Genomic DNA, 11686 nt, shown 5'->3' with positions numbered 1-11686 from the left:
GGGACTCCCTGTCAATTCGCTAGTTTAGTTAGCGATCGGCGTGCGGTCGATGATACAAGTGTCGCGGGGGTGGTGTCCACAATGACCGGACCGTGGCAGCCTCGCACCGACCACGAGCGTGCTGTGCTGGACGTGCTGTACGCCGTCCGCGCCTTCAGCGACGCGATGGACCGCATGAACGGCGACATGAAGGACGACATGTCCATGAACGCCTCCGATCTGTCGGCCCTGCGCATGCTCATCATGCGGGAGCAGCAAGGTCAGTCTGTCAGCCCCCACGACGTGGCGGCGCATCTGCGGATCTCCAGCGCGTCCACCACCAAGCTGCTCGACCGGCTGACCGCCTCGGGCCACGTCGAGCGGCGTCCGCACCCGCACGACCGGCGGGCGCGCATCATCGTGCTGACGCCGCTGTCGAGGCAGACGTTCTTCTCGTACTTCGGCGAGCGGCTGCAGGCGATGCGGGGGGTCGCCGAGACGTATTCGGATGCGGAGCTCGGGCTCCTCGCGCGGTTCCTGGGCGAGCTCAGCGATGCCGTGACGCGGTAGCACGGCGGGAAAAAGAAGAAGGCGTCCCGAGCGGGACGCCTTCTTCATTCGTTGCGGGGACAGGATTTGAACCTGCGACCTCTGGGTTATGAGCCCAGCGAGCTACCGAGCTGCTCCACCCCGCGGCACAAGAGGAAAGCCTAGCACGGGTTCTGCGAGGTCGCGAATCGGCCCCGCGCGCGCTTGCCGGTCGCGCGGCCGGCGGCCAGGATGTGGGCATGGCATCCCCCCGAGAGCGCAACGCCACCGGCGGCACGAAAGGCCGGGACGAGACCCCCGAGGAGCGCGCGGACCGCAACTGGAGCGAGGTGCTGCAGGAGCTGCGCGTCCTGCAGACCGGCACCCAGATCCTCACCGGCTTCCTGCTGGCACTGGCCTTCCAGCCGGCGTTCGCCGACCTCAACCCCAGCCAGCGGTTCGTCTACCTCGTGCTGGTGGTGCTGTCCGCGCTGAGTGCCGTGATCGCGCTGGCGCCCGTGGCGCTTCACCGCGTGCTGTTCCGTCAGCGCGCGAAGCTGCAGGTGGTCGCCTACGGTCACGCGGCGCTGCTGACGGCGCTGCTCACCGTGTCGCTGCTGCTGGTCGGCGTGGTCGCCTTCGTCTTCGACGTCGTCGTCGGCGATCAGGCCGCGTGGACGGCGCTCGCGGCCCTGGCCGTGGTGATCGCGGCGGCGTGGGTGGTCGCCCCGCTCGTGGTGCGAGCGCGCAGGCGCGCACGGGGCGAGCGGTGACGGCGGCCGACACCCTCGCGGTGGGGGTGGCGCAGTTCGCCCCCGCGGCCGACGCCGCCGCCAACCTCGAGACGATCGCGGAGCTGGTCTCGGGTGCCGCGGCCCGCGGCGCCGTGGTCGTCGTGCTGCCCGAGTACTCCAGCTACTTCGTCGACCCGTTCGACTCCTCGCTCGCCGAGCACGCCGAGGACCTCGAGGGGCCCTTCACCGCCCGGCTCGCCGGACTCGCGGCCGAGCACGGCGTCGTCATCGTCGCGGGGATGGTCGAGCGGGGGGCCGACGGCCACCGCGTGCGCAACGCCGTCGTCGCCGTCGGCGAGCACGGCGTCCTCGCCGTCTACCGCAAGCTGCACCTCTACGACGCCTTCGGCCAGCGGGAATCGGACTGGATCGAGCCGGGCGCGATCGCCGAGCCGCAGACGTTCGAGCACCGCGGCCTGCGGTTCGGCCTCATGACGTGCTACGACGTGCGCTTCCCCGAAGTCGCGCGCACCCTCGTGGACGCCGGCGCCGATGTCGTGCTGGTCCCGGCGGAGTGGGTGCGGGGTCCGCTCAAGGAGCACCACTGGCGGACGCTGCTGCACGCCCGCGCGATCGAGAACACCGTCTTCATCGCCGCCGCCGATCACCCGCCGCCCCTCGGGGTGGGTGCGTCGATGATCGTCGATCCCCAGGGGGTCGAGATCGCCGCGGTCGGCACCGCGACCGACGTGGCGGTGGCCCATCTCGATCTGGGTGCCGTCGCCCGGGTGCGGCGGGTCAACCCCGCCCTGCGGCTGCGCCGCTTCCGGGTGGTGCCGGCGGACTGAGCCGGAGCGGGGGACGGAGCCGGAGCGGGGGACGGAGCCGGACCGCCGGACTGCTCAGCGAAGCGCCGCCAGACGGCGCGCCGCCTCGTCGAGGACGTCCAGGCGCTTGCAGGCGGCGAAGCGCACGAGGCCGGCGTACTGCGGGCGGTGCTCCGGCGTCACGAACGCCGTCAGCGGCACGGCGACCACGCCGGCGCGCTCGGGCAGGCTCAGGCAGAACTCGTGCGCGTCCGCGGCGCCCAGGGGTGCGGCATCCGCCACGGTGAAGTACGACCCCGCCGGCGTCGAGACGGCGAACCCGGCGGCGCGCAGCCCCGCGCCCAGCACATCCCGCTTGTGGCGGAGCGCTGCCGCCGCGCCGTCGTAGAAGTCGTCGCCGAGCGCCAGGCCCGCGGCGATCGCGGGCTGGAACGGGCTGCCGTTGACGTAGGTGAGGAACTGCTTGACCGCCAGCACCGCCTCCACCAGCTCGGGCCGCGCCGTGAGCCAGCCGATCTTCCACCCCGTTGTCGAGAACGTCTTGCCCGCCGACGAGATGCTCACGGTGCGCTCGGCCGCCCCCGGCAGCGTCGCCAGCGGCACGTGCGCGCCGTCGAACACGAGGTGCTCGTAGACCTCGTCGGTCACGAGGATGGCATCGTGCCGGTCGGCCAGGCGCACCAGCTCGGCGCGGACCTCGGCGCTGAAGACGGTGCCGGTGGGATTGTGCGGGTCGTTGACCAGGATGATCCGCGTGCGGTCGCTCACTGCCTCGGCGAGCTCCTCGGGATCCGGCTGGAAGTCGGGCCGGCGCAGCGGCACCGTGACCAGCCGGGCGCCGGCGAGCGCCACGAGGGCGGCGTAGGCGTCGTAGAAGGGCTCGAAGACGACGACCTCGTCGTCCGGGCCCTCGATGAGCCCCAGCAGCGTCGCCGCGAGCGCCTCGGTCGCACCGGCCGTCACGAGCACCTCGGTGTCGGGGTCGAGCTCCAGTCCGTAGAACCGGCGCTGGTGGTCGGCGATCGCCTGGCGGAGCTGGGGGATGCCGCGGCCCGGCGGGTACTGATTCGCCCCCGCCGCGATGGCCTCGCGTGCGGCGTCGAGGACGACGCGGGGCCCGTCCTCGTCGGGGAAGCCCTGACCGAGGTTGATCGCGCCGGTTCGGACCGCGAGGGCCGACATCTCGGCGAAGATGGTCGAGCGGACGGTGCCGTCTTCGCCGACGAGCCCCGCTCCCGCCGCCGCGCGGCGCCACCCTCCGGGAATGTGTCGCATGGCACCGAGGCTACCCATTCCGATCCCATAGACCGGACTCAACCTCGGCATAAGAAACACACAGGATGCCGCGGCACAGTGTGTACACCCGTCGAGGACCCCGTGCCCGGCAGCGGACAGCGGTCGGAAGAAGGAGCAATATGAGCGACACCCCGGGCGAGCGCCCCGAGAACGACAACGTCGAGCCGGCCCCGGCCCCCGGCCCGGACTCCGGCGCGGCCGAGTCGGTGCCGCCCGCGCCGCCCGCGCCCCCCGCGCCGCCGGCGCCCCCGACCGGCTCGTGGGCCGTGCCCGCCGACGGCGCCCCGGCCCGCCCCGGTCCGCCCAGCGGCTACCCGGCCGGTGCCGCCTACGCCCCGCCCGCCGGCTGGACCGCCCCGGGAGCGGCGCCCGCCGCCGGGCAGACCGCCCCCGCCGGCGCGCACAGCGCCTTCGGACACGCGGCCGACCACCCCGCCGACCCGCACGCCCACCACACCCAGCCCACCGTCCCCCTGGACGACGGGGCGCCCGCCGCGCCCGCGGCGCGTGAGCGCAAGACCGGCGCCGGCAAGGTCGCCGCCCTGCTGGTGGCCGCGGCCCTCGTCGGCGGCACCGCCGGCCTCGGGGGCGCCTACGCCGGCGTCACCCTCTTCTCGACCTCGGCGTCGGCCCCGGCATCCGGCCCCGCCACCGTCACGGTCAACGATGACGGCTCGGTCACCCAGACCACCGCCATCGCCGCGAAGGTCGTCCCCAGCGTCGTCACGGTCGCCGCGAGCGGCGGCAGCGGCAGCGGCACGGGATCCGGCGTCGTCCTGAGCTCGGACGGCTACGTCGTCACCAACACCCACGTCGTCACCCTCGACGGCGCCACCGGCGACGCCGCGATCCGCGTCACCACCTCGGACGGCGCCGTCTACGACGCCGAGGTGGTGGGAACCGACCCCACCTACGACCTGGCGGTCATCAAGCTGAAGGATGCCGAGGGCCTCACCCCGATCGAGTTCGGCGACTCCGGGTCGCTGAACGTCGGCGACGAGACCGTCGCGGTGGGCGCTCCGCTCGGCCTGGCGAACACCGTGACGACCGGGATCGTCAGCGCCCTCAACCGCTCGATCGAGATCGCCTCGGCGGCCGCGCCCGACAACGGCGGCGGCGAGGACGGGGGAGGGGACGGCTCGCAGGAGCAGACCCCGCCGTTCTTCTTCGACTTCGGCCAGGGGCAGCAGGGCTCGCAGTCCTCGGAGTCCATCAAGATCGCCGTCATCCAGACCGACGCGGCGATCAACCCGGGCAACTCCGGCGGCGCGCTCGTCGACGCCGCCGGCGAGCTGATCGGGATCAACGTCGCGATCGCGTCGGCCGGGGGCTCGTCGGGGCAGGCGGGCTCCATCGGGGTCGGCTTCGCCATCCCCTCGACGATCGTCCAGCGCATCACCGACGAGATCATCGAGACCGGCTCTGCCACTCACGGGCTGCTCGGTGCCAGCGTGCAGTCCGCGGCATACGTCGAGGGCACCTCGATCACGGGCGCCTACATCGCCGAGCTCACCCAGGGCGGCGCGGCCGCCGAGGGCGGGCTGCAGGTGGGTGACATCGTCACCGGCTTCAACGGCATCCCCATCACCGACTCCGTCGACCTCACCGCGCAGGTGCGCGCCGCGGCCGCGGGCAGCGACGCGACGGTCACCTACGTCCGGGACGGCCGCACCCTCGAGGCCGAGGTCACGCTGGGCGAACTCGCGGGCTGACCCGTCAGGAGCAGGACGCCACCCGCGCGATAGGCTCGCCGGGTGGCGTCCTTCTCGTTCGGCGCGGGCAACGCGCGGAAGATCGCCGCGATCCCGCTGTACACGGCGGGACGGATCGGCACCGCGCTGATCCCGCGCACGCGCGACGAATGGGTCTTCGGCTGCGCGGTGGGCGTCGCCGACGGCGCCCTGGCCCTGTGGCGCGAAGCCGAGTCCCACGGCGTGCGCGCGGTGTGGCTCGCCGCCGACGACCGCGAGCAGGCGGATGCCGCAGCCCACGGCATCCCGTCGGTGCGACGCTCTTCGCTGCGGGGCTGGTGGCGGACGGCCCGGGCGGCGGTCGTCGTCGTCACGCACGGCTTCGGCGACGCCAACCGCTACGCCGTGTCCGGCGCGTTCGTCGTGCAGCTGTGGCACGGGATCCCGCTCAAGCGGATCGGGCTGGACTCCCCGGCGACGGTGCGGCTTCCCTCCCGGCTGCGGACGCTCCTGGGGGGAGGCATCGCGGACCGGCTGATGGCGACGCTCTACCGCGGGGCCACGCGCCGCATCGGCCTGATCCCCGCAGCCTCGCACCTGGTGCGGGGGCGCCTGGAATCGGCGTTCGGCCTCGCGGACTCCCAGGTGCCCGTCACCGGTGAGCCGCGCGTCGACGTGCTCTCCGCCGGCCGTCCCGACCAGCGGCGCCGCGCCGCCAGGCGGCTCCTGCAGGCCGCCGTGGGCGAGATCGGCGAGGGGACACAGCTCGTGCTCTACGCGCCGACGTGGCGGGACGGCGAGCCCGACCCGGCCGTCCCGACCGCCGCCCAGTGGCAGCGGCTGCGGGGGGTCCTCGAGCAGGCCGACGCGGTGCTGCTCATCCGGTCCCACCCGCTCGGCGCGGGGGAGTATCGCGAGCCCGAGCCCACCGGCCGTGTGCGGCACCTCGGCTCCGACGTCGTCCGCGACGTCACGCCGCTGCTGCCGGGCCTGGACGCCCTGGTCACCGACTACTCCTCGCTCGTCTTCGACTCCGCGCTCGTTCCGCTCCCCGTCGTGTTCCTGGCGCCAGACGTGACCGACTACGCCCTGCGCCGGGGGTTCTACGGGCGGTACTCCGACATCGCCCCGGATGCCGCGGCGTCGTGGGACGGCGCCGCCGGGCAGCTGGAGCGCCTGCTGGCCGATCCCGCCGAGCGCGAGACCCGCCTGCGGCGCGCCGCGGACCTGAGCGCCCGCGTCCACGCCTACCGCGACGGCGGCAACGCCGCGAGGGTGTACCGTGCCATCCGAGCCCGGCTCGAGCGCCGGGATCCCCGCCGTGGGGCATCGAGGGGAGACACATGATCCAGGCCCGCTTCTCGTCCGAGGCATCGGCGGGTCCGGCGACCCTCGAGCTGACCGGGCCGGGCGTGCCGCCGGCATCCGTGGCCCTGACCGGAGCCCGCGCGCGGGTGACGGGCGAGGTCAGCGGGCAGGACGACGGTTGGCGCGCGGTCGTGCCGCTGCGCGCCGCGCGGTGGGGCGGACCCGAGCTGCCGCTGCCGAGCGGGGAGTACCGCATCGAGGTCGTCGCGGGTGAGGACGGGGGGGCCGGCGACGCCGCCTGCGAGGACGTGCCGCTCCAGCAGCTCGGGACGCTGCGGGCCGAGGTGCGCGACGGCGTGGTTCACGTCGGGCCGCCGGTCGACCCCGCCTACGACGCCGGGTACGGTCAGGACGCTCTCGAGCGCCGCTACGCGGCCGGTGTCTCGGGTCTCGAGAACGCGGTGTTCTTCGAGAGCTTCTACGGGCGCATCGCCGGCTGCAATCCGCTGGCGATCGATCGCGAGCTCGCCCGCAGGGCGCCCGGCGTCACGCGGTACTGGAGCGTGGTGGACCTGTCGGTCGAGGTCCCCGACGGCGCCGTCGCCGTCGTCGAGGGCAGCCCGCAGTGGTGGCAGGCGCGGGGCGCGGCGCGCCTGCTCGTGGTCAACGACTGGCTGCGGCGTCGGTTCGTCCGCCGTCCCGGGCAGGTCGTGCTGCAGACGTGGCACGGGACGCCGCTGAAGCGGCTGGCGCTTCACCGCCCGGGGTTCGCGCCGCGGCGCTGGGCGGCGGTGATCAAGGAGTCGCGGCGATGGAACGTGCTGCTGGCCCAGAACCCGTACGCGGCGGGCATCCTGCGCCGGGCCTACGCCTTCGCCCGTCGCCCGGTATGGGTCGAGGGCTACCCCCGCAACGACGTCCTCGTCACCGGTGACGGCGCGGCGGTGCGCGAGGCGCTGGGCATCGCCCCCGGTGAGCGGGTGCTGCTGTACGCGCCCACGTGGCGGGACGACCGGACCGAGATGGTCGACTTCGTCGATCCCGCGGCGCTCGCCGCCGCCGCCGACGCCGTGGTGCTCGTGCGCGGGCACTCGCGGACCCTCCTTCCCGGCCGGGACAGCGCCGGTCCGCGCGTCGTCGACGTCACCGGCTACCCCGACACGTCACAGCTGCTGCTGGCGGCGGACGCCCTGATCACCGACTATTCCTCGGTGATGTTCGACTTCTCGGTCACCGGCAAGCCGATGTACTTCCTGGTGCCCGACCTCGAGCACTACCGGGGCGAGCTCCGAGGGTTCTACTTCGACCTCGTCGCCCACGCCCCGGGGCCGGTCGTGCGCAGCCAGCAGGACCTCGTCGCGGCACTCGCCGCCGATCCGGCGCGGCACGCGGCGGCGTACGAGCGGTGGCGGGCCCGATTCAACGCGCGTGAGGACGGCGCCGCGGCCGAGCGCGTCGTCGCCCGCATCCTGGACCAGGGGTTCGTCAGCGCCGGCTGACGGCCACGCTCAGGGGAGCGGGGTGTTGCGGCTGCCGAGCCGCGAGGTGTCGACGGTGCCGTGCGCGCCGCGGACGACGCCGATGAGGAACCCCGTGCCCCACGACAGGTGCATCGTCGGCAGCACCGCCATCGTCCACAGCCTGTCGCGCAGCGACGCGCCGCCGCCGGGGCCCGCGGCGATGGCCACGACGAGCAGCACGTACGCGGCCACCGGCAGGTAGACCACGGATGCTGCGGCCGACCACCCCGGCGCGAAGACACCCGTCGCCTGCATCACGGCGACGACCACGGCCAGCACGAGATCGATCACCAGCAGCGGCGGGGCGAAGAAGCGGAGCGAGTTCCCGCGGCCGAATCGCCGCACCAGCTCCCCCCGCCAGCGTCCCGTCGCGAAGAACTGGCGACCCAGGCGCGGCCAGCTGTCACGGGGCCAGTACGTCACCGACAGCGCAGGGTCGAACCAGACCAGGTACCCCGCCCGGCGGATGCGCAGGTTCAGCTCCCAGTCCTCGCCGCGCCGGATGGACTCATCGAATCCGCCCACCTCGTCGAGCACCGCCCGATGGACGACGCCCAGATACGCGGACTCGGCCTCGCCGGCCTCGGCGCCGCCGTGGTACGCCCCGCCGCCCAGGCCGGCGGGAGAGTTGTAGGCGCGGGCCACGGCGCGCTGGAAAGGCGTGCGCCCGTCGGCGCGCATGAGCCCTCCGACGTTGGCGGCGCCGGTCTCGCGCAGGATCCGCAGCGCGTCCCGGGTGTACTGCGGCTCGAGCTCCGAGTGCGCGTCCACGCGGACGACGACCGGGTGGCGTCCGGCGCGGATGGCGAGATTGAGTCCCACCGGGATGTCGGCGGCCGGGTTGTCGACCAGCGTGATGCGCTCGTCCTGCGCGGCCAGAGCGCGTGCGAGCTCTGTCGTGCCGTCCGTGGACGGTCCCAGCGCGAGGATCAGCTCGGCGGGACCGTTGAGCTCCTGGCCCAGGACCGAGGCGACGGCCGTGCGCAGGTGCTCCCGCTCGTTGAGCACCGGCATCACGTACGTCACCCCGGCGTCCGCGGGGAGCGCGGGCGCGCGACGGCGGGGACGATCGGGCTCTGGCACGCACCCGATCATGTCATGGGGACCCCTCGGTAGGCTGGAGGGATGGGCATCGTCTCGGACGCGCGGAAGGCTGTCACGCTGATCCGGAAGGCGGTCGCCGGTCGCGCCGCCGTCATCGATGTGCGCCGGACGCTCGCAGCCGGCGCGCCGCACCCCCCGTCGCACTTCAGGATCGCGGTGTACTTCGCCGACGGCGCCGTGAACATGTACCAGATGCGCCAGTGGTACAAGCCGCTGGCCGCGCTGTCATCGCGGTGGCCGGTCGTCGTCCTCAGCCGCAACGCCACCGGCGCCCGCGCCCTGCTGGATGACGGTGCGCTGCCGGTGGCGTTCGCGCCGACCGTCCGCGATGTCGAGAACTTCCTGCAGACCCAGGACATCCGCGTCGTCCTCTACGTCAACCAGAACACGCGGAACTTCCAGATGTTCCGCTACGGCCGCCGCTGGCACGTGTTCATCAACCACGGCGAGTCCGACAAGATGTACATGACCACCAACCAGTTCAAGGCCTACGACTACGCCCTGATCGCCGGCGACGCCGCCCGGGAGCGCCTCGGGCGGGTGCTGTGGGACTACGACCTGGATGCGCGTACGATCGCCATCGGCCGCCCGCAGGCCGACCACTACTCGGGCGCGCTGCCCTACACCCCGGACGAGCGCACCGTCGTGCTGTACGCGCCCACGTGGGAGGGTGACCGCCCCAGCGCCCACTACGGCTCCATCGCCACCCACGGCGAGGCGCTGGTGACCGCGCTGCTGGCCACCGGCAGGCACCGGGTGCTGTACCGCCCGCATCCGCGGTCGGGGGTCGTCGACCGCGCGTACGGGGCGGCGCATCGGCGGATCGTCTCGGCGATCGAGGCGGCCAACGCCGCCGACCCCGCCGCGCAGCACGTCTACGACCACGGCCCCGAGCTCGGGTGGCAGCTCGCCGCCGCCGACGTCGCGATCGTGGACATCTCGGCGATGGTGTACGACCGGCTGGCCGCCGACAGGCCGCTGCTCATCACGCGCCCGGCCGACCGGGCGGCCCTCATCGACACGCACGGCTATCTGTCGGCGTGCGAATGGCTGACCGCGTCGCGCGCGCCGCACATCGTCGACGAGGTCGACCGCGTGCTGTCCGATCCGGACGCCGTGTCGCGGCTGGACTCGTGGGTGCGGCACTACTTCGGCGACACCGCGCCGGGGTCTGCCACGGCGCGGTTCGAGGGCGCCATCGCCACGCTCATGGACCGCTGGGACCAGTGGCACGATCGCGCGCTGTCCGAGGATCCGGACGAGCCGGACACCGACGAGGCGGAGCTCGACGAGACGGGTATGGACACGCCGGTGCTGTGATCGCCGCGCGTCAGGTGAGGCTCTCGTGGCGCACGACGAGGCGCTCGATCGCGCGCAGCGGGATCGACACCCACGTCGCCCGGTTGCGCGACTCGTAGATGCTCTCGTACACCGCCTTGTCCAGCTCGAGCGCGGCCAGCAGAGCGCCGACGTCGTCGATGTCCTCGCCTGCTTCGTCGGCGTAGCCCTCGACGAAGGCGTCCCGGGCGGCCCGCGCCCAGCGCTGCGGCAGGTCGGCCGCCCGCTCGGGGTCATCGAGCCGCAGGGAGCCGGCGACGTAGTCGAAGGACCGCAGCATCCCCGCGACGTCTCGCAGCGCCAGGTCGGGCTGCGTGCGCTCCGGCATCGGACGCAGGGGTTCTCCCTCGAAGTCCAGCAGAACCCAGCCGCGGTTCGGCACGTGCAGCACCTGACCCAGGTGGTAGTCGCCGTGGATGCGCTGGAGGTGCGGCCAGGCGACCTCCTCTGCGACCTCGTAGACCGACTCGATCTGCTCGCGCAGGTCTGCGATCGAGGGCACCTCGGCGATGGCGATGGCCAGCCTGCGCGCCCACGCGCCCACGGTGGCCGCGCGATCGGCGGCGGTCGCCTCGCGCGTCGGGAAGAGCCTGGCCAGCGAGTCGTGCACGTGGGCGGTCGCCGCGCCGAGCTCGCGCGCTTCGCGCGAGAAGTCCACACCGACCGCCGCCGAGGCCAGGGCGACGCGCCAGGCGTCCTCGACGTCGGGCAGGAACTCCTGGGCGAAGGCGAGCGACCCGGTGACGGGCCGGCCGTCCTCGTCGGTCCATGCGCCCTCGACGGCGCCGACGACGGCGGGAACGTACCGCGACCCCGCGCCCGAGAGGGCCGCCGACAGCTCGATGTCGGGATTGAGGCCGCTGTTGACCTGCCGGTAGATCTTGCAGATGAACCCGCGTTCGCCGCCGCGGAACACCACGGAGGTGTTGGACTGCTCGCCGCGCAGCACTGCGGCCTCGCGGCGACCGGATGACGTGGCCGGGTCGAGCGGGCGTCCGACGGCGCCGGCCGCGACGTCGCCGACGGCACCGCCGACGGTCACGAGGCGTGCGAGAGCGCTCGTGTAGGCGGGGTCGGACGGTCCGTCCACCAGCGTCGCGCCCGGGCGCGGGCTCCCGATCACGTCGTCGGGAGATGCCGTCACCGCGACGGTGTCGCGTTCGACGACGGGCACCTGGTAGAGCACGTGCGGAAGCACGCTCTCGTCGGACAGCAGCAGCGTGCGCACGCGCGCCCCCGGATGACCGGGGGAGTCCATCGACCATGACGCCACGAGACGCAGGGAGGGGAGGCGGCCCTTGCCGGCGTACCAGCGCTGTCGGGGCATCCATGCCGCGACGCACCCCAGCGTGTCGTCCATG

10 protein-coding genes and 1 tRNA gene are annotated in these 11686 nt (G+C 73.6%); 7 read left to right on the top strand and 4 right to left on the bottom strand.

The annotated features are described in order from the left end of the window. The first annotated feature begins 81 nt into the window (after nt 1–81). On the top strand, nt 82–549 hold the full coding sequence (locus ACYVF4_RS02495) for a MarR family winged helix-turn-helix transcriptional regulator (protein ID WP_460719401.1): 468 nt from the start codon (nt 82–84) through the stop codon (nt 547–549). A 51-nt stretch (nt 550–600) separates the two neighbouring features. Here ACYVF4_RS02495 and ACYVF4_RS02490 read toward each other — a convergent pair. Then, nucleotides 601–674, bottom strand: a tRNA-Met gene (locus ACYVF4_RS02490). A 93-nt stretch (nt 675–767) separates the two neighbouring features. Between ACYVF4_RS02490 and ACYVF4_RS02485 the strand changes: the two genes are divergently transcribed. Next, a complete protein-coding gene (locus tag ACYVF4_RS02485; protein ID WP_460719399.1) occupies nt 768–1280 on the top strand; it encodes a DUF6328 family protein in 513 nt (170 codons plus the stop codon). Further along, on the top strand, nt 1277–2089 hold the full coding sequence (locus ACYVF4_RS02480; RefSeq protein ID WP_460719397.1) for a carbon-nitrogen hydrolase family protein: 813 nt from the start codon (nt 1277–1279) through the stop codon (nt 2087–2089). The genes ACYVF4_RS02485 and ACYVF4_RS02480 overlap by 4 nt, the downstream gene beginning before the upstream one ends. A gap of 54 nt (nt 2090–2143) precedes the next feature. On the opposite strand, the gene ACYVF4_RS02475 is transcribed toward ACYVF4_RS02480, so the two are convergent. Beyond that, nucleotides 2144–3343, bottom strand: coding sequence for an aminotransferase class I/II-fold pyridoxal phosphate-dependent enzyme (locus ACYVF4_RS02475; protein WP_460719396.1), 1200 nt, complete (start codon nt 3341–3343; stop codon nt 2144–2146). Nucleotides 3344–3483: 140 nt separating this feature from the next. On the opposite strand from ACYVF4_RS02475, the gene ACYVF4_RS02470 reads away from it, so the two are divergent. The 3 genes from ACYVF4_RS02470 to ACYVF4_RS02460 are packed head-to-tail and all read left to right on the top strand — an operon-like array spanning nt 3484 to nt 7862. Beyond that, the gene (locus tag ACYVF4_RS02470) at nt 3484–5076 is read left to right on the top strand and encodes a S1C family serine protease (RefSeq protein WP_460719394.1); all 1593 of its coding nucleotides are present in this window, start codon (nt 3484–3486) and stop codon (nt 5074–5076) included. A gap of 42 nt (nt 5077–5118) precedes the next feature. Next, nucleotides 5119–6402: a CDP-glycerol glycerophosphotransferase family protein gene (locus ACYVF4_RS02465; protein WP_460719392.1), complete on the top strand. Its 1284-nt coding sequence runs from the start codon at nt 5119–5121 to the stop codon at nt 6400–6402. Further along, nucleotides 6399–7862 (top strand): CDP-glycerol glycerophosphotransferase family protein, encoded by a 1464-nt coding sequence (locus ACYVF4_RS02460; protein ID WP_460719390.1) that lies wholly within the window; start codon nt 6399–6401, stop codon nt 7860–7862. Before ACYVF4_RS02465 ends, ACYVF4_RS02460 begins: the two co-directional genes overlap by 4 nt. Nucleotides 7863–7871: 9 nt before the next feature. Here the strand turns inward: ACYVF4_RS02460 and ACYVF4_RS02455 are convergent, their stop codons facing one another. Next, entirely contained in the window at nt 7872–8897 is a 1026-nt protein-coding gene (locus tag ACYVF4_RS02455; RefSeq protein WP_460720731.1) for a glycosyltransferase, read from the bottom strand. Between the two features lie 111 nt (nt 8898–9008). Between ACYVF4_RS02455 and ACYVF4_RS02450 the strand changes: the two genes are divergently transcribed. Continuing rightward, nucleotides 9009–10307 (top strand): CDP-glycerol glycerophosphotransferase family protein, encoded by a 1299-nt coding sequence (locus ACYVF4_RS02450; RefSeq protein WP_460719388.1) that lies wholly within the window; start codon nt 9009–9011, stop codon nt 10305–10307. Nucleotides 10308–10317: 10 nt separating this feature from the next. Here ACYVF4_RS02450 and ACYVF4_RS02445 read toward each other — a convergent pair whose 3' ends face one another. Next, nucleotides 10318–11685 (bottom strand): maltokinase N-terminal cap-like domain-containing protein, encoded by a 1368-nt coding sequence (locus ACYVF4_RS02445; RefSeq protein WP_460719386.1) that lies wholly within the window; start codon nt 11683–11685, stop codon nt 10318–10320. Nucleotide 11686: the final 1 nt, after the last annotated feature.

This window comes from Microbacterium aureliae (assembly GCF_054780155.1).
This window is presented reverse-complemented; position numbering and strand designations above follow the sequence as displayed.

Excerpts from the sequence above, each read along its gene's own strand:
- ACYVF4_RS02455 (WP_460720731.1), bottom strand. The coding sequence starts at position 8,897 with ATGCCGGTGCTCAACGAGCGGGAGCACCTGCGCACGGCCGTCGCCTCG.
- ACYVF4_RS02450 (WP_460719388.1), top strand. The coding sequence starts at position 9,009 with ATGGGCATCGTCTCGGACGCGCGGAAGGCTGTCACGCTGATCCGGAAG.
- ACYVF4_RS02445 (WP_460719386.1), bottom strand. The coding sequence starts at position 11,685 with ATGGACGACACGCTGGGGTGCGTCGCGGCATGGATGCCCCGACAGCGC.
- ACYVF4_RS02495 (WP_460719401.1), top strand. The coding sequence starts at position 82 with ATGACCGGACCGTGGCAGCCTCGCACCGACCACGAGCGTGCTGTGCTG.
- ACYVF4_RS02485 (WP_460719399.1), top strand. The coding sequence starts at position 768 with ATGGCATCCCCCCGAGAGCGCAACGCCACCGGCGGCACGAAAGGCCGG.
- ACYVF4_RS02475 (WP_460719396.1), bottom strand. The coding sequence starts at position 3,343 with ATGCGACACATTCCCGGAGGGTGGCGCCGCGCGGCGGCGGGAGCGGGG.
- ACYVF4_RS02470 (WP_460719394.1), top strand. The coding sequence starts at position 3,484 with ATGAGCGACACCCCGGGCGAGCGCCCCGAGAACGACAACGTCGAGCCG.
- ACYVF4_RS02460 (WP_460719390.1), top strand. The coding sequence starts at position 6,399 with ATGATCCAGGCCCGCTTCTCGTCCGAGGCATCGGCGGGTCCGGCGACC.